Below are 23398 nucleotides of genomic sequence, written 5' to 3' on the forward strand. Positions count from 1 at the left end.
GAAATCCTTATTCTATATTTTTTAAAGCTTCTATTAACTTTTTGTTTTCCTCTCCAGTCCCAATTGTAAACCTTAATGTATTTTCACAAAGCGGTTGGGTAGTTCGATTTCTAATTACGATACCTTTTTCTAATAATTGGTCATAACGTTTAGTAGCGTCATCTACTTTTACTAATATGAAATTAGCATCTGAAGGATATATATTTTCGATGAAATTCACTTCAACTAAAGCTTCACTTAAAATAACTCTTTGTTTGAGTAAATCAGCTATTTCAGAATCCACTTCTTCCTTATTCAGCACACGATCTAAAGCTCTCAACTGAGTTAATTCGTTTACATTATAAGGTGGTTTTATTTTATTTAAAATCTGAATAATTTCTACGGAAGCATAGCAAATCCCCAATCTAATTCCTGCCATTCCAAATGCTTTTGAAAGCGTTTGAGTGATCACCAAATTTGGATATTCCTTCAATTTATTGAGCCAGCTTTCTTTGTTTGAAAAATCAATATAAGCTTCATCGATAACTACCAGACCATTAAAATTTTCGAGAATATATATGATCTTTTCTTCTGAAAATGAGTTTCCGGTAGGATTATTAGGCGAACATAAAAAGATCATTTTTGTATTTTGGTCTACCGAATCAAGGATCTCTTCAACATTGGGTTCAAAATCTGAATTCAGTAAAACTTCCCTATTCTCAATATTATTAATATTAGCCAGGACCTTATACATACCGTAAGTTGGTGGCAATGTGATAACATTATCCTTACCCGGTTCGCAAAATGCTCTAAATAATAGGTCTAAAACTTCATCGCTGCCATTGCCTAATAAAATATGTTCTGTAAAAACATTTTTAATTTTCGCTAATTCAGTTTTTAGGCTGCGTTGTTGCGGATCTGGATATCGGTTTACATCAGTTTGAAAAGGATTTTCATTGGCGTCCAGAAAAACCATTTCTGAGCCTGTAGACTGATATTCATCCCTGGCGGAAGAATAAGGTTTTAAACCGGCCACATTTGACCTTACCAGGTTATTTATATTGAATTCTTTCATTTTTCTCTGAGGCATTCAGATTATCATTTGCGTCACCCTGAACTTGTTTCAGGGTCTAAGATATGGACTGTTAGAACATATTAGATTCTGAAATAAATTCAGAATGACAATATTTTTAGTATTACTTTAATTCTTTTAATCGTAATGTCACCGCATTCTTATGCGCTTCCAAACCTTCGGCTTGTGCCATCAATTCTATGGCAGGACCAATTTCCTTAATGCCTTCTTCTGTTATTTTTTGAAAGGTCATACTCTTCATAAAACTATCAAGATTTACACCGCTGTATTGCTTGGCATAGCCATTAGTTGGTAAAGTATGGTTTGTTCCTGAAGCATAATCTCCCGCACTTTCAGGGGTATAGTTTCCTATAAAAACCGAACCTGCATTCTGAATTCCTTCAGTAAAAAAGGCCTCATCATCAGCACAAATAATAAAGTGTTCCGGCCCATATTCGTCTATTAATTCCAGTGCATCTTCTTTCTTTTCTACAAAAATTAGCCTGGAGTGAGCTATAGCCTTTTCAGCAATACTTTTTCTAGGTAAAACCTCCAACTGACTTTCTACCTCTTTCTCTACCTCCTCAATTAGATCTTTAGAAGTTGAAACCAAAATTACCTGGCTATCTGCACCATGCTCTGCCTGGCTTAAAAGATCTGAAGCAACAAAAGCAGCATTGGAAGAATCATCAGCAACAACAAGAAGTTCAGAAGGGCCCGCAGGCATATCTATCGCTACATTATGGCGAGTTGCTAATTGCTTCGCAACGGTAACAAATTGATTCCCAGGTCCAAAGATCTTGTAAACTTTAGGAATACTTTCTGTCCCGAAAGTCATAGCCGCAATTGCCTGGATTCCCCCTACTTTGTATATTTTGGTAACACCACACAGCTCGGCGGTATATAAAATGGCGGGGTGAACATTTCCGTTCTTATCTGGCGGAGTACAAAGCACAATTTCCTTGCAACCAGCAATATTTGCGGGTGCAGCTAACATTAAAATGGTAGAAAATAAAGGAGCGCTACCGCCGGGAATATATAACCCAACTTTTTGAATCGCCCTTTTTTCCTGCCAACACTTTACGCCATTGGTAGTTTCAATTTCAATCCTATCGGTTTTCTGGGCGGTGTGAAAATTTTCAATATTACTTTTTGCCAGTTTTATGGCTTCTTTCAATTCCTCGGAAACCTCATTTGCAGCAGCACTTATTTCTTTTTCGGTAACCTGAGTATTTGAGAGGTTTATACCGTCAAAAAGTTCGGTATATTTTGAAACCGCGACGTCCCCTTTGGATTTTACTTCAGCAAAAACCTGGTTTACAGTTTCTTCAATATCTTCTACCGTTTGGGTGGGCCTTTTTAAAATATCAGGCCATTCGGCTTTAGTAGGATTAAAAAACTTTTTCATCTTAAAGTACCATTTTTTCAATTGGCGCTACTAAAATACCTTCGGCACCATTTTGTTTTAATTCATCTATAACTTCCCAGAAGCGCTCTTCGTTAATTACGGTATGTATAGAACTCCAACCTTCTTCAGCAAGCGGCAAAACAGTTGGGCTACGCATTCCAGGTAATAATTTGATAATATTCTCTAAATTCTCATTGGGCGCATTTAAAAGTATATATTTAGAAGTACGCGCATTTAAAACAGATTTTAGCCTAAATTGCAATTTCTCTAAGATCTCCTGACGGCCTTCTGAAATTTTAGGGGAGATAGCGAGAACAGCTTCGCTCTTCAGCATTACTTCTACCTCTTTTAGTCCATTTTTAAAAAGTGTGCTTCCGCTGGAAACAATATCACAAATACCATCAGCGAGTCCAATATTTGGAGCTATTTCTACTGAGCCATTAATAATATGCAATTCGGCGGTAATTCCTTTCTTTTCTAGGAATTCATTTACGGTATTAGGATAAGATGTAGCGATCTTTTTACCGTCAAGATCATTAATGCCATTATATTTCATTGATTTTGGTACAGCGAGAGAAACACGACATTTTGAAAATCCAAGCTTTTCGCCCTGTATAATATCTTTACCTTTTTCAATTAAAACATTCTCCCCAATAATGGCTACATCTACCACACCATCTCTTAAATATTGTGGAATATCGCCATTTCTAAGATACATTACTTCTAAAGGAAAGTTACGGGAAGAAGCTTTGAGTTGTTCTTTTCCATTATCTATAGAAATGCCCGCGTCTTTTAATATTTTAAGCGAATCTTCATTTAATCTACCTGATTTTTGAATAGCAATTCTTAATTTTTCCTGACTCATTTTTAATTTTTCTTTTTAAACTTTAGTTGTTGGTTATAAAACAAAAAACCCGTTTGAATAGCTCAAACGGGTTTTAAATATGCTGAAATCACAACACACCAAATTTACCTCGCCTGAGCGCAGTAGTAAATATGATGGTGATGTAATTGAAAATTCTTCATTGTGTTTACAAATCTAAATATAAATTTTAAACTGCAAAACAGCTTTCTTATTTTTTATGAATTGTTTTACTCAATAATCTTCTGAAAATCTGGAAAAATTTAACCTACCAGCATAATTTAGTTGCTGCGCTATACTAATCATCTATGGCGCTAAAAAGCATTTGTCGGAATTTCCAGGCGGTTTCATCACCGGTATTTCCCTGCGTTTGCTTCAACAAAATACCAATTATTTGCTCTTCAGGATCGGCAAAATACTGAGTATTAAAATAACCTCCCCAATCAAAAGTACCGGCACTTCCCTGCCCTCCTGCAATTTCTCCTTTTTTGCTAACTACGCCAAAGGCAATACCATAGTACTGATTTGGAAAATTAAATTTTTCTCCGGTTTGATTTCCCATTATAATATCTACCGTTTTTCGGCTTAATAAACGAGTACCATTGTATTCTCCACCGTTTAGATACATTTGGAGGAATTTGGCATAATCTTTTGCCGTTCCCGAAAGTCCTGCACCACCTGAGAAATAAGTGCCATTTTCTGTTAGCGGATAATTCGTATTATAAAATGTATTCGGAAAATTTTCCCATTTTCCATCCTTTTTATGCTGTATAGCCACTAAGCGATTCTTTTTAGATAAAGGTTGATAGAACCTGGTATCATCCATTTGCAAAGGATCAAAAATCCTTTCTTTTAGAAATTCATCAAAATCCTGCCCTGAAACTACTTCAATAAAATAACCCAGAACGTCCAAACCTAAACCATAAGTGAATTTTTCACCAGGTTCGTGATGTAAAGGTAAAGCGGCCAATTTCTTTACATTTTCTTCAATATTAACTTCTTCCTCAGTGAACAATTCAGTAATCCCGGCTTTTGCATAAATCTTTTTAACACGCCCGTCACTGTCTATCGCTCCATAACCAAGTCCGGAAGTATGCGTTAGCAGATGCCGAATAGTTATTTCATTTTCAGCTGGTGTGGAAGTAAAACTACTATCAGCTTCATTAAAATTCTTTAGAATTTTGGAATCTTTAAATTCTGGGATATACTTTGAAATAGGATCGTCTAAACGGAACTTTCCTTCTTCCCAGAGCATCATTACCGCTGTAGCTGTGATCGCTTTTGTTTGAGAAGCTAATCTAAAAATTGCATCTTTTCCAAGTTCTTTTCCCGAAGCATTAGCTTCGCCGTAAGCTTCGTGAAAAATAATTTTCCCATCTCGGGCGATTAAAGCAACCGCTCCCGGTATCTGGTTTTCTTCAATTGCTGAATGGAGCATTTCTTCAATCTTTTGAATTCTTTCTAAAGACATACCTACTTCAGCAGGAGTAGCTGATTCCAGTATTCCAGAATTATTAATGGAAGCCGTTTGGGCAGAAATAGCAAGGCTTCCTATAAAAATAGAAAGCCTTGCTATATTTAAGAAAATAGATTTCATTCTATATATTTTAATTTCCTCCACCTAAAATTAAAGGCATTCCATCTTCACCAGAACCTATAATCACGGTTTTCGAGTTACCAGATTTAGCAAGTTCAAGTGTTGCCTGAATTCCTTTTTCTTTTAAGATATTGGGTGTTAAAGAAGCGTTTAAGATTTCGTTCGCACGAGCTTTACCTTCGGCATCAATTCGTTGACGTTCGGCTTCCTGTTCAGCTTTGGTTAAACGAAACTCATACTCTAAAGATTCCTGTTCCTGGCGCAGTTTACGCTCTATCGCATCTTTAATATTTGGCGGAAGTGAAACGTCACGTACCAAAACCTCATTAACCTGTACATACTGGTCTTGAAGTAAAATTTGAGTTTCCTCTAAAATTTCTTTCTGAATAGCTTCCCGCTTACTGGCATAGAGTTGCTCAGGATTATACCTTCCAACCACCGCTCTAGCCGCCGATCTAACTGCGGGCTGAAGCAAACGTTGAATATACTGTTCTCCTTTTTCACGGTGTAAACTTCCAAGATTTTCATAAGAAGGTTGGAACCAGGTAGAAGCATCTAGCTTAATTTCAAGTCCGTTAGAACTTAAAACCTGCATTTTCTCCTCAAGAGATTGCTGTCTAACTTCATAAATATACACTCTGTTCCACGGAGCTACAAGGTGAAAACCTTCGTTTAATGGCGGTTCATCTGTAACCACACCCCCGCCAAAAGTTTTATATAAAACACCGGCTTCACCAGAACCAATAGTAACCGTAGATTTAGCGACAAATATTATTAAAATTACGATTCCTATTAGAATAGGAATTCCGAGCTTGGGTAATCTTTCCATATATAATTGTATTTAAATTAATCCTTTGTATTTCCTGAAAAACCATTCTGCGGCAAGTATTGAGACAAGCAGAAATAGAAGGTAATACCAGTCTACCAAAGGTACGTTTTTTTGCCGGCTTTTTTGGATGGGTTTGTATTTATCATTGCTTAAAAGGCTATCTATTAGTTCTTGAATTTGATTTGGATAATAAACCTTAGTTTTAGAATTTTCAGCTAAATCTTCCATAGCATTTTTGTTAGCTGAAATAAATTTTTGCTCCATATTATATGCTATAACTTCGAAGCTTCCAGAACGGGAAATCCGGCTTCCGGCTTCGGTAATTTTAAAACTATAAGTACCTGGAGCTAAACTTCCTAAATCAACTTCGTAGACGTTATTCTTTAAAATAAATTGAGACTCAATATTTTCTATTGAATCTGCAACTGAAATATTCAAATTAGCATTGGGATCAAATTGATAATTTTGATCAAAGAAACTAGCGGTAATCTTAACCGATTCATTCTCATAATAAAATGATTTGTAATCTAAGGTTAGCCGTTCGCGTTGCTTTGCCGATGCCAAATTTTGAATAAGTTTTCCAAAGAAATTGTCGAACTTCTCAAAAGATTTATTTTCCAGAAAACTGGCAGAGCGCCATCTCCAAATATTTTCTCCAAAAATAAAAGCGGTTTTATTTTGCCCGCTACCCTGTATGGCTATTAAAGGCTGTGAAGTTTCTAGATTTTCAATTTCCTGAAAATAGATGCTTTCTATATTATTGCTTTCAATACTAATTTTACCAAATTTATCTTCTAGCGGAGGAAATTCAGGAAAACCTACTTCCTCGAATTGAAATTGATTAAAATTAGGGTTTTTTACCGCGAAAATTTCCTGCGTTTGATTGGTAAAATTTTTTCTCACAAAATCCTGAATACTATTGAGAAAATTCCAGTTAGTTTTTGTTCCCGATATTATTAGGTAGTTTTGATTATTTTCATCCAGATCTTGAAAAATCGATGTAAATCCCGAAGTTGGCTGATACAGAATAACCAATTGGTAATCTTTAATATTTAGCAGATCGTCTTGAATATACTTAATATCAAGTTGCCTTTGTTTATTGGTTTCAACAGCTTTTTTAATAGCTCCCAGATCTGGATGAGGAAGAGCACTTATCAGCAAAATCTTACTTCGCTCGTCTATTACTTCTACCGCAAAACTTTTAGCATTATTCGCCGTGTTCTTTTCGGTTTCCAGGGGTACAATTTCAGCTTCATAAGAAAGAACTCCTAATTTTGAAGCTGGTAATTCTGCCTGGATAATAGTGGAATTATTTTCTGAATCGAGAGAAATATTTTTAGAATAAATGGCGTTCTCCCCTGCTTTGATTACAAAATTTGTATTTATGCTTTCTTCACCGGAATATGAAATAAAAGCCTCTACCGGAAAGCGGTTATTTAGAAAAGCATAGCTATTCACGTTTAGGCGCGATAACTCTAAATCTAGATATTGCGTAGTATCCCCTACTAAAACAGGATAAATATTTGTTTTATCATCAGGTTTAAAATATTGATAATTTCGTCCGGAGGTTTGATTTCCGTCAGAAATTAAGGCAATGGCAGTTTCCTTACCTCTGGATAATTCTTTAATCGATTCTAATGCTGAAAAAATGTTGGTTTCAGATTCATTGAACTTATTATTTTCTCCTGCTTTAAGGTCATTTCCGAAGTTATATTGGACAAGTTCAAAACGCTGTTTTATCTTTTCGTTAGATTTCAACTTTTCAAGAATTGAGTTCAGGGTATCTTCCTGCGACAAATGTTTTATAGATTCAGAATCGTCTACCGCAAGTACCAGGTTAGGTTTTTCTAAAGTATAGCTGGTGAAAGTGAATTTAGGATTGATGAACAACAAAAGCAGCACAAAAACGGAAAGAAAACGCAATGCAAAAAGAATATAGGCATCTTTACCTCTCTTTTTTGTTTTATATAGGTATTGAAAAAAAGCAAACCCCAGCGCGAAAATTGCAGCCAGGGTGATAAATAAAATTGTTGATAGATCCATTAAAGTTAAGATAGTTAATCGTTACTGGCTAAAAGTTAAAAGTTCTATTAACAATTAACTCCTAACTACTAACTTATCTAGGTGTGCATTCCGCCGTCTACGTGAAGCACCTGGCCGGTAATATAGGAACTGAGTTCACTCCCAAGAAAAACACAAGCATTTGCGATATCCTCCGGGCTTCCGCCGCGTTTTAAAGGAATTGCCTGTCTCCAGCCATCCACTACTTTCTCGTCTAACTTTTCGGTCATTTCGGTTTCGATAAAACCGGGAGCGATCACGTTTGTTCTAATATTTCTAGAACCTAATTCCTGCGCCATAGATTTAGAAAAACCTATAATACCAGATTTAGAAGCCGCATAATTAGCCTGACCCGCGTTTCCGGTTACTCCAACTACAGAACTCATATTAATAATACTTCCTTTGCGTTGCTTCAACATAGTACGTTGTACCGCTTTGGTCATATTAAAAATAGACTTGAGGTTAACTTCAATTACCTTATCAAAATCTTCTTCGCTCATTCGCATCAACAAATTATCTTTGGTGATACCGGCGTTATTTATTAAAATATCGATACTTCCAAAATCTTCTGCCACATCTTTAATAAGCTGCTCTGCTTCCTTAAAACTTGCAGCATTAGATTGGTAGGCTATTGCCTTTACGCCAAGTTTGCTCAATTCATCGGCTAATGCGTTAGCTGATTCGGCGGAAGAATTATAGGTAAAAGCTACATTGGCACCGTGTTCAGCAAATACTTTCGCTATTCCTTTTCCTATTCCACGGCTACCACCGGTTATTATGGCATTCTTTCCTTCTAATAATTTCATATTTGTAAAAAGATTGATGTTAATTAAACAGTTTCAAATATAGCAAAAGCTAATACCAAGAAATAAAAAATCCTCCTGTATTTAATGAAGCACTAAACACAGGAGGATTCTAATATTATCTAGAAAATATTCTAGCCTTTCATAACTTCGGCTACTTTTTTTCCAATCTCTGCTGGAGAATCTACAACGTGAATTCCATTTTCTTTAAGAATAGCTTTTTTGGCTTGTGCAGTATCTTCACTTCCACCAACAATTGCTCCTGCGTGACCCATTGTACGGCCTGCTGGTGCAGTTTCACCAGCTATAAAACCTACAACCGGTTTTTTGTTTCCGTTTTCTTTAATCCAGGTAGCAGCATCAGCCTCTAATTGACCTCCGATTTCACCGATCATAACGATACATTCGGTTTCATCATCATTCATCAATAATTCTACAGCCTCTTTGGTAGTAGTTCCAATAATTGGATCTCCACCAATACCAATAGCGGTAGTAATTCCAAGACCTTGTTTTACAACCTGGTCTGCAGCTTCGTAAGTTAAAGTACCAGACTTAGATACAATTCCTACTTTCCCTTTTTTGAAAACAAAACCTGGCATAATACCAACTTTCGCTTCTCCAGGAGTGATTACACCAGGACAATTAGGACCTACCAAACGGCAATCTCTATCCTGAATATAATCGTAAGCTTTTACCATATCTGCAACTGGTATACCTTCAGTAATTGTAATAATTACTTTAATTCCAGCATCTGCAGCTTCCATAATTGCATCTGCAGCAAAAGCTGGCGGTACAAAGATTATAGAAACATCTGCTCCTGTTTTTTCCACAGCATCAGATACAGTATTAAAAACCGGTTTGTTAAGGTGTTTTTGACCTCCTTTACCTGGAGTTACACCTCCAACAACGTTGGTTCCGTATTCTATCATTTGTTCAGCGTGAAAAGTACCTTCGCTACCGGTAAATCCCTGAACTATTATTTTTGAATTTTTATTGACTAAAACGCTCATAAATTTTTTGATTTTTGCGATTACAAAAGTAGGTTTTTAAAAATAAAACCTAAAGTTTTTTGAATGTTTATTAGGCTTTTAGTCTTAAAATAGAACTAAAGTTTTAGCCTAAAACTATATTATTTGAGAAAGCTAAAAATTTAAGACCAGGGACTTTCGTCTATCTCTTCTCCAAGCTGGGAGATTTGAACACCCTTAAAAAGTTTTTTGTCTTTTAATTCCCAGATAGCCATGAAATGGGCTAGTGGCATTTCTTCATCGGGATTTTCTATGGTTTTCACATGGTACGTAAATTGAATAGCAATTTGATGGTCTTCTTCTACAAGCTTTTCAACTTCGGCTTTTAACTCCTCAAAGTTTTTTGCCATATCATCTCTAAGATTCAGAATCTCATTAAAATCAAGCTTTTTAAGTCCGGTGGTACCGTACCAGGTAAGATTTACATTGGGATGTAAGTAATTGTCTAATACTCCTTCTTCGCCTTTAAATAGCGAAGTATAAAAATTCTCAACAATCTCTTTACTTTTTATGCCCATAGTTTTTTATTTTAATTTTTCCAGCAATTTAGGTAATTGCCTTAAAAGTGCCAACTCTTTTAATTTAGCTCTCGATTCCATTGCAGGATTACCTGTATATATTTTGTTAGCCTTGGTAGATTTAGTGATTCCGGCCTGGCCCATGAGAATACCGCCTTTTTCTACCGTGATGCCGCTGCGCATCCCTACCTGGCCCCAAACAGTTACTTCATCTTCAATAATTACAGCACCTGCAATTCCTACCTGGCTGGCGATAAGGCATTTTCTACCAATAACAGTATCGTGGCCAACCTGGATTAAATTATCCAGTTTAGTACCTTCTTTTATAGTTGTATCTCCAGTTACGCCTTTGTCTATAGTGCAATTAGCACCAATTTCAACATTGTCTTCTATAACCACACGGCCACCAGATCTTAATTTATCAAAACCTTCGGGCCTCGTTTTATAATAAAAAGCATCACCACCCAGGACAGTTCCCGAATGAATAATCACATTATTTCCTATAACCGCGTTATCATATATACTTACATTAGAATGAATAAGGCAATTACTACCAATTTTCACATTATTTCCTATAAAAGTATTTGGTTGAATATGCGTGCCTTCCCCTATTTGAGCTGAATCTGAAATGGATTTACCAGATTTCTGAAAAGGTTTAAAATACTGGGTAAGCTTATTAAAGTCTGAAAAAGGATCTTCTGAAATTAGTAAAGCTTTACCCTCAGGACAATCAACTTCTTTATTGATCAAAATTACGGTAGCAGCAGAATTTAAAGCTTTATCGTAATATTTTGGATGATCTACAAAAACAATATCGCCCGGTGTTACTACGTGAATTTCATTCATTCCTTTTACTGGAAAATTAGCGTCCCCAATATATTGAGCATCTATTATAGTAGCTATTTGTTGCAGCGTATGTTCCTGTGGAAATTTCATATACTAATTTAAAAAATTAGTCATCCTGAATTTATTTCAGGATCTAACGTGTTTACTAACAAAACATATTAGAAGCTGAAACAAGTTCAGCTTGACGAAAAAAGTTTTTGGAAAAAATATGAACTACTCTTTCATTCTTTCCTTATAAGTACCCTTGTCGGTTTCAACTTTTATTTTGTCGCCTTCATTGATAAATAAAGGAACATTTACTTCAGCACCGGTTTCAACGGTTGCTGGTTTCGTGGCGTTTGTAGCTGTATTTCCTTTCACTCCCGGTTCGGTATGCGTTACTTCAAGTACAACGCTTGCAGGCATTTCTACGGAAAGAGGTGCATTATCTTCAGTATTGATTATCACAGTCACCACTTCGCCTTCTTTTAATAGTTTTGGCTGATCTAAAGCTTGTTCTACAAGACGAATTTGGGTATAATCTTCAACATTCATAAAATGATAAAATTCACCATCATTATATAAATACTGAAATTTATGAGTCTCCACACGAACATCTTCAATTTTATGCCCAGCTGAAAAGGTGTTCTCTACTACTTTTCCAGTAGTTACACTTTTAAGCTTGGTACGTACAAAAGCAGGACCTTTTCCAGGTTTTACGTGTAAAAATTCAATTATCTTATAAATATCGTGGTTGTAACGAATACACAATCCGTTTCTAATATCACTTGTACTTGCCATTTGAATCAGTTTTAATTTGAACTAAAGTATCCTTTCATGATACCTCGTTGCGAGTTTTTAATGAATTCTAATATTTCGTCCCTTTCTGCGGTTGCCTGCATTTCAGCTTCAATAATAGCAACAGCCTGGGTGTTATTATAGTTTTTCTGATACAGAATTCTATAAATATCCTGTATCTCACGTATTTTTTCGGTAGTAAAACCTCTTCGGCGTAATCCAATAGAATTAATACCTACATAAGAAAGCGGTTCTCTTCCTGCTTTTACAAAGGGTGGTACATCTTTTCTCACCAAAGAGCCGCCGGTTACAAAAGCGTGTCTACCAATGCTACAAAACTGCTGAATCGCCGCCATTCCTGCAAGAATCACATAGTCTCCCACGTTTATATGCCCGGCAAGCGTGCTGTTGTTAGAAAAGATACAATTATCTCCTACAATGCAATCATGCGCTATATGGCAATAAGCCATAATCCAGCAATTTTTCCCGATCACGGTTTTCATTCGGTCTGTAGTTCCCCTATTTATGGTTACACATTCTCGAATAGTAGTATTATCTCCAATTACTGTAATAGTATCTTCGTCGTCAAATTTTTTATCCTGCGGAATAGCAGAAATAACGGCTCCCGGAAAAATACTGCAATTCTTTCCAATTCGGGCACCTTCCATTATAGTTACGTTAGATCCTATCCAGGTTCCCTCGCCTATTACCACGTTATTATGAATTGTGGTGAAAGGTTCTATTACTACATTCTTAGCAATTTTGGCTCCGGGATGGACGTAAGCTAAAGGCTGGTTCATATAATTTATTTTGATTTTACAATTTGCGCCATAAGTACAGCCTCGGTAGCTAATTTTCCATTTACATAAGCATAGCCTTGCATTTGGCAAATTCCGCGGCGAATAGGGGCAAGTAATTCTAATTTAAAGATTAAAGTGTCTCCAGGTACTACCTGTTGTTTAAACCTTACATTATCTATTTTCATAAAATAGGTAAGATAGTTTTCTGGATCCGGAACCGATTTCAGCGCAAGAATACCTCCTGTTTGAGCCATTGCTTCCACCTGAAGTACGCCGGGCATTACCGGTTTTCCCGGGAAATGTCCCACGAAGAAAGGCTCATTCATAGTGACATTCTTCATTCCAATCACGCAACTATCGGTGCAACTGTATATCTTATCTACTAACAAAAATGGAGAACGATGCGGTAAAATATCCATAATATCGTTCACATCCATCATTGGCTTCTGGTCCAGATCTATTTTTGGAACATTATTCCTTTTTTCGGCTTTAATTATTTTAGCCATTTTTTTCGCAAACTCGGTGTTTACATAATGTCCCGGTTTATTTGCAATTACTTTTCCTCGAATTCGGGTTCCTATAAGTGCAAGATCTCCTACAACATCTAGAAGTTTATGTCTTGCCGCTTCGTTTGGATAATGTAAAGTTAAATTGTCCAGAATTCCGTTTTGCTTAACAGCGATATTGTCTCTTTCAAAAGCTTTACGGAGTTTCTTTAAAGTTTCTTCGTTTATCTCTTTATCTACGTAAACAATAGCGTTATTTAGATCGCCACCTTTTATTAAGCCATGATCAAGAAGCGCTTCCAGTTCGTGCAAAAAACTAAATGTTCTTGCATTAGCTATTTCATCCTTAAATTCTGATAAATGGGAAATAGAAGCATTTTGTGTTCCTAAAACCTGTGTACCAAAATCTACCATAGCGGTTACCTGGTACTCATCGGCCGGCATTACTATAATTTCACTTCCACTTTTCTCATCGTGGTAAGAAATCACCTGATCTACTACAAATTCTTCTCTTTCTGCTTCCTGAGCAACTACTCCGGCTTTCTCCAATGCTTCCACAAAGAATTTTGAAGAACCATCCATAATTGGTGGTTCTGAAGCATCCAATTCAATTAAGATATTATCAATATCCAACCCAACACAAGCTGCAAGAACGTGTTCTGAAGTTTGTATTTTTACACCATTTTTTTCCAGGTTAGTTCCTCTTTGGGTATTTACCACGTAACTTACATCAGCTTCAATCTGTGGTTCGCCTTCAAGATCCATTCTTTTAAAAACATAACCGGTATTTTCCGGAGCAGGTTTAAAAGTCATTTTCACTTTTTGACCAGTATGCAGCCCAACGCCTTCAAGAGAAATCTCTCTATCTATGGTATGTTGTTTCGCCTGTTTATATGCCATTCTTAATCTTTTTTTCTAATTGGTTAAGTGTATCTATGGTTTTAGGTAAGTTTTTAAAATGAACATAAGATTTATTAAAATCTCCATAACCGAATGCGGGAGAACCCTGCAGCATCTCATCATCTTTTACATTTCTACCAATACCAGCCTGAGCCTGTATTTTAACCCTATCTCCTATTTGAAGATGGCCAACAATTCCAACCTGTCCTCCAATTAAACAGTTTTTACCAATTTTGGTAGAGCCTGCAATTCCTGTTTGTGCAGCAATGGCTGTATTAGAGCCAATTTCTACATTATGGGCTATTTGTATTTGGTTATCTAATTTTACACCTTCTCTTATAATGGTAGAACCCAGTGTTGCGCGGTCTATAGTAGTACCGGCACCAATATCTACATTATCTTCTATAATCACATTTCCTATTTGGGGTACTTTAGAATATTTTCCATCTTCTCCCGGGCTAAAGCCAAAACCATCGGCTCCAACTATAGCACCACTATGGATTACACAATTATTACCTATAATGGTTTCAGAATAGATCTTCACTCCAGGGAAAACAATAACATTGTCTCCTATTTCTACATTATCCCCAACATAGACATTTGGATAAAGCTTAACATTATCTCCAATTTTCACATCTTCCCCTATATAAGCAAAGGCACCTATATAAATATTCTCACCAAATTTTGCCGAATCAGATAAAAAACTGGGCTGTTCAATTCCCTGTTTATTTAATTTTATTTGGTTGTAATACTCAAGAAGTGTTGAAAATGCCTTGTAAGCATCTTTTACCTTAATAAGTGTTGTAGTTATAGGCTCTTCGGCTTTAAAATCACTATTAACTATAGCGATAGAAGCCTGTGTAGAATATATATAAGAAGTATATTTAGGATTGCTTAGAAAGGTTAGAGACCCTTCCCCTCCTTCTTCGATTTTAGCTAATTCAGATACTTCGACCTCAGGATTACCTTCAATCTCTCCGTCGAGAATCTCTGCTATTTGTGCTGCTGTAAATTTCATTCTGGCAAAAGTAAAAAAAAAGCGTTAATGTTTGGCCTTCGGATAGCACATATAATACTTAACCACGGTTTTTGAAAGCGCTTTTAAATTCAATTGGTCTGATGCTTTGGCTACATCACTAATCTTCCCGTTCTTATGCAGGATGTTTATATTATTGTTTTCACTTTTATAAGCAGTGTTTGTTACTTCGCCGCTAAAAACAAAGTAAGCTGCTTCTTCTGCTGAAATATTTTGTTTTTCCTGAAGTGCTATTTGGCGTTTTTCGAGTTTTTGGGCAGATGGTTTTTTCTTTTTGATCTTTACCTTTAAAAGATCCCGATTAATGATCATTTTACACAAATTACTCAACACAAAATCTTCGTGATCCTGCCACTCTTTCATTGCCGAGACTATATCATAATCATCTAAACGGGCAAAAACCGCTAAGGTTTCCGAAGTAAAATTTTCAGGGCCTATTTTATTATAAAGAAAATACGAAAGCGATTTACTCGCATTCAATTTTTCGCCTTTCTCAATAAGTTCTTTGGCGCGTTTCAGAACCCTGATTAAAAGTTGCTCTGCAACCAAACTAGTTTTGTGCAAATACACCTGCCAGTACATCAATCTCCTGGCAACCAAAAATTTTTCTACCGAATAAATTCCTTTTTCCTCAATCACCAAATCGTCATTAACCACATTTAGCATCGTGATAAGGCGTTCACTATTTATGTTTCCTTCAGCGGCACCGGTATAAAAACTATCTCTCTTTAAATAATCTAGCCTATCCATATCCAGTTGGCTTGAAATTAACTGGTTTAAGAATCTCCTGCTATATGTTCCGCGGAAGATCTGAAGTGCCAGCGTTAAACTTTGGTTAAAGTCACGGTTCATTTCCTCCATAAAAAGCAATGAAATACTTTCGTGATCAACACCTTCTACAATACTGTGTTCCATAGCATGGGAGAACGGGCCGTGGCCAATATCGTGTAGTAAAATTGCAATTTGCAGGGCTTCTTCTTCGGCCTCGGAAATCATAACCCCTTTATGCCGAAGTATCTGCACTGCTTTTTGCATTAAATGTACGCAGCCTATGGCGTGATGAAAACGGGTATGGTGAGCACCGGGATAGACCAAATATGACATTCCCATTTGCGAAATTCTGCGCAATCGCTGAAAGTAAGGATGCTCAATAATACTAAAGATTCGCTCACTTGGGATGGTAATAAATCCGTAAATTGGATCGTTTAGTATTTTAAGTTTATTAGTTGAAGTCAAGCTTTGTAACGTATTAATTTATAACAAAGATACATATATAGACTTTGGAAGCTAAAAAACGGCAATAAAGTTGTAAAAAACAGGGATTTCCGTATAACTTGATAGGAAATCAATAATTAAAAACGACTATTAGAGTCGAAACAAAAATAGAAGAAGCAAACCTCATTTAATGAGTAAAAAGATAAGACATGAATAAGATAAAAATACTTTGGGTAGATGATGAAATAGATTTACTAAAACCACATATTTTGTTTCTGGAATCTAAAGATTATGAAGTTGTCACCAGTCAAAGTGGAACCGAAGCTTTAGAACAGATTGAAGAAGAAAGTTTTGATATAGTTTTTCTTGATGAAAATATGCCCGGGCTTACTGGCCTGGAAACTCTTGCCGAGATAAAGGAAAAAAGAGAAAATCTTCCTATTGTAATGATCACCAAAAGTGAGGAAGAATATATTATGGAGGAAGCCATTGGTTCTAAAATAGCCGATTACCTTATAAAACCGGTAAACCCGAACCAGATTCTGCTTAGTATTAAGAAGAACCTGGATCACTCCCGACTTATTTCTGAAAAAACAACTTCAAATTACCAGCAGGAATTCCGAAAGATCGCAATGGATCTGAGTCAGGTGAATACTTTTGAAGAATGGGCCGAACTTTATCAGAAATTAATTTACTGGGAACTTCAACTCGAAGGTTTGGAAGACAGTGGAATGTTCGAAATTTTAGAATCTCAGAAAAATGAAGCCAATACCCAGTTTTGTAAATTTATAGACAAAAATTATCCTTCCTGGTTTGAAAAAGATGCTGATGCACCAATTATGTCTCACACTATCTTTAAGGAAAAAGTAATTCCTGAAATCACCAAAGATCAGCCTACTTTGCTTGTAGTGGTAGACAACTTAAGATACGACCAGTGGAAAGCCTTAGAACCGGTAATTTCAAATTATTACAAAAAAGAAAAGGAAGAACCTTATTACAGTATCTTACCAACAGCAACGCAATACGCTCGTAATGCGATGTTTTCTGGATTAATGCCTTCTGATATGGAAAAAAGATTTCCGCAATATTGGAAAAACGATACTGATGAAGGTGGAAAAAATAAACACGAGGCAGAATTCTTAAATGAACAACTAAGAAGACTGGGTAAAACCTTCAAACACGAATATCATAAAATCACCAGTTTAAAAGCCGGTAAGAAACTTGCCGAAAACTTTAAAACGCAAAAAGATAACGACCTTACCGTTGTAGTTTATAATTTTGTAGACATGCTCTCCCACTCCAAGACCGAAATGGAGGTTATAAAGGAGCTGGCATCTAATGACAAGTCATATAGATCATTAACCCATAGCTGGTTTAAAAATTCCCCGTTGCTGGATATTATTCAACAGGCCAGGCAACTTGGGTTCAAATTAATTATTACCACAGATCATGGGACTATAAATGCCAAAAATCCATCTAAAGTTATTGGAGATAAAAACACCAGTTTAAATTTAAGGTATAAAACAGGTAAAAGTCTTACTTATGAAGAAAAAGACGTTCTGGCCGCTCCAGATCCTAAGAGTATTCATTTACCAAGCATCAACATGAGCAGCTCTTTTATATTCGCCAAAGGTGATCTTTTCTTCGCTTACCCTAATAATTACAATCATTATGTAAGTTATTATAGAAATACCTATCAACATGGTGGAGTTTCTTTAGAAGAGATGATTATTCCATTTGTAGTTATGAATCCAAAATAGGGGATTAATCCCTGATTTCTAGCAAAATATAGGGCATATTAATTTATTCCCTATCTTTGTTATGCCAAAAATCTATTTTATTAATGTCTATTACCTACAATTTAGCCCAAATTGATGAAGCTGTTGATTATATATTAAAGCATACAAAAAGTAAGGTCTTACTTTTTTATGGTGAAATGGGTGCCGGTAAAACCACCCTTATTAAATCTCTGGCTAAAGCTTTAAAAAGCGAAGATAAAGTGGCCAGTCCCACTTTTTCGTTAGTAAACGAATATCACACCCCCCACGAAAATATTTATCATTTCGATTTCTATAGGCTCGAAGACGAAAATGAAGCATTAGATATAGGTATTGAAGAATATTTAAACTCCAATAATTGGATTTTTATTGAATGGCCACAAAATGTTAGCAGTTTTCTTGAAAAAGAATTCCAAAAAGTGGATATATCTGTAAAAGATGAAAAAACGAGAGTGTTAAATTTATGTTAATTAAATATGAATGTTTTCTTAAAGCGATTAAAATTATGGTGTTAGCAACAAGTTGCGATTACATTATAGTTGAAAATTAAAATTAGGACAAAAACAAAATTATTGACCATTATAGATATTTATTTTTTATTAGTATAAAATATTTTTTCTTGAAATATCCTGATTTTTTTGCTTAAAAAAGGGCGCAAAAGTACGATTAATGTATTAATTTTTAGTGTTTTATAATTTCCTAGGTTTGCTTCAGTAAACAAAACGAAATAACAATATAAAACCTCAATATTATGAAACTTAAAGCAATACTTTTTACAGCAGCAATCTTTGGAGCAAGTTTTTTTGTAACTTCATCTTCTGATAACGATACCAACAATGACCAAATCAAAGAACAAGCTGTCGACAGATCAAAGATCAAAGTTCCTGCTGCTGGGTAGTATAATTGCAGTTACTATAGCATTTTCACCATATTTATTCTATTTATATGAGATTTTCCCAAATGGACCCATTTGGGAAACTTCTTTTTTTACATACGAAAGCAAATATTATGAAGATGTACTAACTGCGGCTTGGACTTATCTAGGAAAAATAGTTCCTCTTCTTTTACTCTTTATTTGGTTTTTCACTTGCAAACATTGGTGGTACCACGCTATATTGGTGCCTATATCTATGTATACCTATCAATTAGTAGTTATTTTTTATGAAGATGCATACTTACAGGTAAATCCCATGGATACTAACCAGCTGGTTTATCTTGCTCCATTCTTCATTGTAGTACTTTCAATTGTATATTTAATTCGTGTAAAGATCTTCGATAGAATTTACGGCATAGATCTTAGTGAGATCGATGAAACTGATGTCTCTGTCTTTTCTCCTATTTCTGAATCCGATCGTCGTGAAGTAAAATCTTTTCAGGAGGAAGAACAATATTGGGAACCGGCCCAGGAAGATTACTATACGCAACTTTAATTAATGCTATTTTTAAAAATAGTCGTAATTTCCATATTCTAAAGTTTTAGCAGTTAACTATGGGCAAACAGGTCTCGCCTTTTACCAAAGAACAATTAATCCCGCAGGAAGAAACCCTCGAAATCTATAAAAACAAGGGACAGTTATTTATTGGAGTTCCCAAAGAAACCTCTTACCAGGAAAAACGCATTTGTTTAAGTCCGGATGCAGTTGCAGCGATAACCGCTCACGGCCACAGAGTAATAATAGAATCTGGAGCCGGAAAATGGGCACGTTTTAGTGATAAAGATTATTCCAACGCTGGAGCCGAAATCACTAAGGACACCAAAAAAGTCTTCTCCTGCCCTACCATTCTTAAAATCGAACCACCTTCTATTGAAGAACTGGATTTAATGAATCCGCAAACCATTTTAATTTCTGCGCTTCAGCTTAAAACGCAATGCAAAGAATATTTTCAGAAATTAGCTACTAAAAGAATTACTGCGCTTGGCTTTGAATTTATTAGGGATGATGATGGGAGTTATCCCATTGTACGTGCGCTAAGCGAAATTGCCGGTACCGCTTCCGTTTTAATTGCTTCAGAAATTATGAGTAATAATGTAAATGGTAACGGCTTAATGTTTGGCAATATTAGCGGTGTGCCTCCGGTGGAAGTTGTAATTCTTGGCGCTGGAACCGTTGGAGAGTTTGCTGCCAGATCGGCCTTAGGCCTTGGTGCTAGTATCAAGGTTTTTGATAGTTCACTTACCCGGCTTAGGAATATTCAAACTAATCTAAGGCAAACATTTTATACTTCTACAATTCAGCCAAAAAATCTCGCTAAAGCAATTAAACGCTGTGATATCTTAATTGGTGCTGTGAGGGGTAAAAACCGGTCGCCGGTGCTTATTACCGATGATATGGTAAGCAGTATGAAACGTGGCGCCGTAATTATAGATGTGAGCATAGATATGGGGGGCTGTATAGAAACCAGCGAGATCACCACCCACGATAAACCTATTTTTACCAAACACAATGTGTTGCACTATTGTGTGCCAAATATTCCTTCGCGCTATGCGAGAACTTCTTCACTTTCAATAAGTAACATATTTACACCTTATCTTTTGCATATCGCTGAAGAAGGTGGCCTGGAAAACACACTACGTTTTGATAAAGGTTTACGAAATGGTTTGTACTTTTACCACGGAATTTTAACCAATAAATCTATAGCCGACTGGTTTGATCTTTCTTACAGGGATATCAATCTACTTATTTTTTAAGATAATTTACAACCGGTGTTGCTTCAAAATATTTTAAATGAAATTAATTCATAGAATTGGATATTTCTCCGTTGGATTATTCTTTGGAATAATGCTTTTAATGTTCTTTTTAGGCGGAAAGAAAACATCTTGCGATTATTCTCCCGAAGCCCGGGTTTTAAAAAATATACGAATAAAAGAGCGTAAATTTTCTGCGGAAGCTTTTAACTATTTTGAGACGAATAAATTAGATACTGCTTTAGTATCAAAAAGCCTGGAAGATGGTGATGTAGATTTTGGCCGAAGTAATACCGATGCAAAACCTTGCAATATTTATCTGGTGACAAACGAAGTAAATTCAGCGATCCTTGAGCTTCAAATAGAAAATTGCGATAGCACAGCGACTATTCAGAAAGCAATTTTAAAAGATTAAAACAAAAAGAGTTTGCCTAAAGATTACCATCTAATAGACAAACTCTTTTCTATTTGTAAATTCTATGCTATTCAGAAAGAATTTGATCGGTATGTGCTTTAGTTTTCACCTTCTTGATCACTTCTTCAATTTTCCCTTCTTCGTCAATTATAAAAGTAGTACGGTGAATTCCATCATATTCTTTTCCCATAAATTTCTTAGGCCCCCAAACACCATAAGCCTGGATCACTTCTTTATCTTCATCGGCCAATAGTGGAAAGGGAAATTCATATTTATTTTTAAAGTTGGATTGCTTTTTTTGAGTATCGGCGCTTACTCCTAATATTGCATAACCTTTTTCCTGAAAACGCTCCCAGTTATCTCTTAGGTTACAAGCTTCGGCCGTGCAACCCGGTGTACTCGCTTTTGGATAAAAAAACAAAACCAGTTTTTTGCCTTTGAAATCTGATAATTTAACTGTATTTCCATCTTGATCTTCTACTGCAAAATCGGGTGCCTTATCCCCGGCTTCTAATGTTGTCATATTTCCTATTTTTGTATCGATTTAATCCTGAGTTTACCTCAAGAGTATTATAATTAGTTTTCAATCTCAGTTATCGAGTAAATTTAAACAATATGACCAAACAAGAAAAGGTTCAGTTCGTAATTGATACCTTAAATGATATTTATCCCGAAATTCCAATCCCGCTAGATCACAAAGATCCTTATACTTTATTGATAGCAGTTTTACTTTCAGCCCAAAGTACCGATGTAAAAGTAAACCAAATCACCCCAAAGCTCTTTGAAATAGCCGATAACCCAAAAGCTATGGTAAAACTTTCAGTAGAAGAGATAAAGGAAATAATTAAACCGGTTGGCCTTTCTCCTATGAAATCTAAAGGGATTTACGGTTTATCTGAAATTCTTCTGGAAAAGCATAATGGGCAGGTTCCCCAAAGCTTTGAAGCTCTTGAAGCTTTACCGGCGGTAGGTCATAAAACTGCAAGTGTAGTAATGGCCCAGGCCTTTAATGTGCCTGCTTTTCCGGTAGACACACATATTCATCGTCTAATGTATCGTTGGAATCTAAGTAACGGTAAAAATGTAACTCAAACAGAAAAGGACGCGAAACGCTTATTCCCAAAAGACCTTTGGAATAAACTTCATTTACAAATAATTTGGTACGGTCGGCAATATTCACCTGCAAGAGGCTGGGATCTTGAAAAAGATATCATTACCAAAGCGATTGGAAGAAAAACAGTTCTTACCGAATATTATAAAAAGAAGAAATAACTTGTAAGTAAATCACATCGCGGCAAGCCAACAAGACATTAAATGGAAAAAATTTTAGATTTCTAGGCAAGCCCAGGAGTATTGAATCTCTATTATCGAGTAAAAAAGACCTGTAGGCTAATAAACAGGTCTTTTTTATTGAGATTAATTAAGAATGGCTCCAAATTTAATTCCCTGGCAATCTACCACTCTTAATGCTTTTGAATAATTTAAAAGAAACTGTACCGTCTCTTTTTTAGGTTCCAAATTCTTCAACTGATCTTTTTTAGATAGTTTTTTAGTGTAAAGTTTCCCCATTAGATATTTTTTGCGTTGGTTTCTTATTCTAACGCAATCTTTTGAGGAATATTATAAATCATTTTGTTAAAACGAGATTATGCTTTTCAATAATTTTACGAAGATTTATTAATGCATAACGCATTCTTCCCAAAGCGGTATTTATACTTACACCCGTACGTTCAGAAATTTCCTTGAAGCTCATATCTTTGTAGATCCTCATAGTAAGCACTTCTAATTGATCTTCCGGTAATTCCTTAATAAGTTCCTTTACATCATTTTCTATTTGATCTTTAATGATTTGAGTTTCCACGTTTAAATCTGAATCACTTAAAACCGAAAAAATATTAAAGTCGCCACTATTATCAAATTTAGGCATACGCTTATTTTTCCTAAAATGATCTATGACCAGGTTGTGCGCAATACGCATTACCCAGGGTAAAAATTTCCCTTCTTCATTATATTTCCCTTTTTTTAAAGTATTGATCACTTTAATAAAAGTATCCTGAAAAATATCTTCAGCGACATCGCGATCAAAAACTTTAGAGAAAATAAAACTATAAATTCGGTGTTGGTGCCTGGTAATAAGTTTGCTTAGTGCAGCTTCGCTTCCGTCCATGTAATTACGCACAAGAACGGCGTCAGTAATTTCAACGTTATTCATATTAGTTACTTTAGTTCAGGATGGTAGGGGCTCCCGAGGTTAGGTTATTTAGTTTCTAAAAGTAACTTTA

The 23398-nt window shown here is 35.7% G+C and carries 25 protein-coding genes; 7 read left to right on the plus strand and 18 right to left on the minus strand.

Annotated elements, in window-relative coordinates:
• Positions 1-7: 7 nt before the first annotated feature.
• From hisC to APB85_RS10260, 15 genes are all read right to left on the minus strand, one after another.
• Positions 8-1054 (minus strand): histidinol-phosphate transaminase, encoded by a 1047-nt coding sequence (gene hisC / locus APB85_RS10190; protein ID WP_057481863.1) that lies wholly within the window; start codon positions 1052-1054, stop codon positions 8-10.
• 121 nt (positions 1055-1175) lie between these two features.
• Positions 1176-2459, minus strand: coding sequence for a histidinol dehydrogenase (gene hisD, locus APB85_RS10195; protein ID WP_057481833.1), 1284 nt, complete (start codon positions 2457-2459; stop codon positions 1176-1178).
• A gap of 1 nt (position 2460) precedes the next feature.
• Positions 2461-3324 carry an ATP phosphoribosyltransferase gene (gene hisG, locus APB85_RS10200; RefSeq protein ID WP_057481832.1) on the minus strand — a complete coding sequence of 288 codons (864 nt, stop codon included), beginning with the start codon at positions 3322-3324 and terminating at the stop codon, positions 2461-2463.
• A gap of 295 nt (positions 3325-3619) precedes the next feature.
• Positions 3620-4918: a serine hydrolase domain-containing protein gene (locus APB85_RS10205; RefSeq protein WP_057481831.1), complete on the minus strand. Its 1299-nt coding sequence runs from the start codon at positions 4916-4918 to the stop codon at positions 3620-3622.
• A gap of 10 nt (positions 4919-4928) precedes the next feature.
• Positions 4929-5747 carry a prohibitin family protein gene (locus tag APB85_RS10210; protein ID WP_057481830.1) on the minus strand — a complete coding sequence of 273 codons (819 nt, stop codon included), beginning with the start codon at positions 5745-5747 and terminating at the stop codon, positions 4929-4931.
• A gap of 12 nt (positions 5748-5759) precedes the next feature.
• Positions 5760-7790 (minus strand): hypothetical protein, encoded by a 2031-nt coding sequence (locus tag APB85_RS10215; protein WP_057481829.1) that lies wholly within the window; start codon positions 7788-7790, stop codon positions 5760-5762.
• Positions 7791-7867: 77 nt separating this feature from the next.
• Positions 7868-8614 (minus strand): 3-oxoacyl-[acyl-carrier-protein] reductase, encoded by a 747-nt coding sequence (fabG, locus tag APB85_RS10220; RefSeq protein WP_057481828.1) that lies wholly within the window; start codon positions 8612-8614, stop codon positions 7868-7870.
• Positions 8615-8745: 131 nt separating this feature from the next.
• On the minus strand, positions 8746-9621 hold the full coding sequence (gene sucD, locus APB85_RS10225) for a succinate--CoA ligase subunit alpha (RefSeq protein ID WP_057481827.1): 876 nt from the start codon (positions 9619-9621) through the stop codon (positions 8746-8748).
• Between the two features lie 140 nt (positions 9622-9761).
• A complete protein-coding gene (locus APB85_RS10230) occupies positions 9762-10157 on the minus strand; it encodes a nuclear transport factor 2 family protein (RefSeq protein ID WP_057481826.1) in 396 nt (131 codons plus the stop codon).
• A 6-nt stretch (positions 10158-10163) separates the two neighbouring features.
• Complete coding sequence (locus APB85_RS10235; protein ID WP_057481825.1) at positions 10164-11093, minus strand: UDP-3-O-(3-hydroxymyristoyl)glucosamine N-acyltransferase; 930 nt, start codon at positions 11091-11093, stop codon at positions 10164-10166.
• 123 nt (positions 11094-11216) lie between these two features.
• On the minus strand, positions 11217-11783 hold the full coding sequence (efp, locus tag APB85_RS10240) for an elongation factor P (RefSeq protein WP_057481824.1): 567 nt from the start codon (positions 11781-11783) through the stop codon (positions 11217-11219).
• 11 nt (positions 11784-11794) lie between these two features.
• Complete coding sequence (lpxA, locus tag APB85_RS10245) at positions 11795-12580, minus strand: acyl-ACP--UDP-N-acetylglucosamine O-acyltransferase (RefSeq protein ID WP_057481823.1); 786 nt, start codon at positions 12578-12580, stop codon at positions 11795-11797.
• 5 nt (positions 12581-12585) lie between these two features.
• Positions 12586-13986: a bifunctional UDP-3-O-[3-hydroxymyristoyl] N-acetylglucosamine deacetylase/3-hydroxyacyl-ACP dehydratase gene (locus APB85_RS10250; RefSeq protein ID WP_057481822.1), complete on the minus strand. Its 1401-nt coding sequence runs from the start codon at positions 13984-13986 to the stop codon at positions 12586-12588.
• Positions 13976-15004, minus strand: coding sequence for a UDP-3-O-(3-hydroxymyristoyl)glucosamine N-acyltransferase (gene lpxD / locus APB85_RS10255; protein ID WP_057481821.1), 1029 nt, complete (start codon positions 15002-15004; stop codon positions 13976-13978). The genes APB85_RS10250 and lpxD overlap by 11 nt, the downstream gene beginning before the upstream one ends.
• 24 nt (positions 15005-15028) lie before the next feature.
• Entirely contained in the window at positions 15029-16258 is a 1230-nt protein-coding gene (locus APB85_RS10260) for an HD domain-containing protein (RefSeq protein ID WP_057481820.1), read from the minus strand.
• A 188-nt stretch (positions 16259-16446) separates the two neighbouring features.
• On the opposite strand from APB85_RS10260, the gene porX reads away from it, so the two are divergent.
• From porX to APB85_RS10285, 6 genes are all read left to right on the plus strand, one after another.
• Positions 16447-17997 (plus strand): T9SS response regulator signal transducer PorX, encoded by a 1551-nt coding sequence (gene porX / locus APB85_RS10265; RefSeq protein WP_057481819.1) that lies wholly within the window; start codon positions 16447-16449, stop codon positions 17995-17997.
• An 83-nt stretch (positions 17998-18080) separates the two neighbouring features.
• The gene (gene tsaE / locus APB85_RS10270; RefSeq protein ID WP_057481818.1) at positions 18081-18485 is read left to right on the plus strand and encodes a tRNA (adenosine(37)-N6)-threonylcarbamoyltransferase complex ATPase subunit type 1 TsaE; all 405 of its coding nucleotides are present in this window, start codon (positions 18081-18083) and stop codon (positions 18483-18485) included.
• A 281-nt stretch (positions 18486-18766) separates the two neighbouring features.
• Complete coding sequence (locus APB85_RS17320) at positions 18767-18913, plus strand: hypothetical protein (protein WP_169929155.1); 147 nt, start codon at positions 18767-18769, stop codon at positions 18911-18913.
• Positions 18914-19145: 232 nt separating this feature from the next.
• Positions 19146-19445, plus strand: coding sequence for a hypothetical protein (locus tag APB85_RS17495; protein WP_229792198.1), 300 nt, complete (start codon positions 19146-19148; stop codon positions 19443-19445).
• 59 nt (positions 19446-19504) lie between these two features.
• Positions 19505-20704: an alanine dehydrogenase gene (locus tag APB85_RS10280; RefSeq protein WP_057481816.1), complete on the plus strand. Its 1200-nt coding sequence runs from the start codon at positions 19505-19507 to the stop codon at positions 20702-20704.
• A gap of 37 nt (positions 20705-20741) precedes the next feature.
• The gene (locus APB85_RS10285; protein WP_057481815.1) at positions 20742-21116 is read left to right on the plus strand and encodes a DUF4258 domain-containing protein; all 375 of its coding nucleotides are present in this window, start codon (positions 20742-20744) and stop codon (positions 21114-21116) included.
• A 67-nt stretch (positions 21117-21183) separates the two neighbouring features.
• On the opposite strand, the gene bcp is transcribed toward APB85_RS10285, so the two are convergent.
• Positions 21184-21639 (minus strand): thioredoxin-dependent thiol peroxidase, encoded by a 456-nt coding sequence (gene bcp, locus APB85_RS10290; RefSeq protein ID WP_057481814.1) that lies wholly within the window; start codon positions 21637-21639, stop codon positions 21184-21186.
• A gap of 92 nt (positions 21640-21731) precedes the next feature.
• Here bcp and APB85_RS10295 point away from each other — a divergent pair, with 92 nt between their 5' ends.
• Positions 21732-22388, plus strand: a complete 657-nt coding sequence (locus APB85_RS10295; RefSeq protein WP_057481813.1) for an endonuclease III domain-containing protein — start codon at positions 21732-21734, stop codon at positions 22386-22388.
• A gap of 144 nt (positions 22389-22532) precedes the next feature.
• Here APB85_RS10295 and APB85_RS17325 read toward each other — a convergent pair whose 3' ends face one another.
• Both APB85_RS17325 and APB85_RS10300 read right to left on the minus strand, forming a co-directional pair.
• The gene (locus APB85_RS17325) at positions 22533-22685 is read right to left on the minus strand and encodes a hypothetical protein (RefSeq protein WP_169929156.1); all 153 of its coding nucleotides are present in this window, start codon (positions 22683-22685) and stop codon (positions 22533-22535) included.
• Positions 22686-22743: 58 nt separating this feature from the next.
• Complete coding sequence (locus APB85_RS10300) at positions 22744-23328, minus strand: RNA polymerase sigma factor (RefSeq protein ID WP_057481812.1); 585 nt, start codon at positions 23326-23328, stop codon at positions 22744-22746.
• Between the last annotated feature and the right edge of the window lie 70 nt (positions 23329-23398).

It is taken from the genome of Salegentibacter mishustinae (assembly GCF_002900095.1).
GTDB lineage: Bacteria > Bacteroidota > Bacteroidia > Flavobacteriales > Flavobacteriaceae > Salegentibacter > Salegentibacter mishustinae.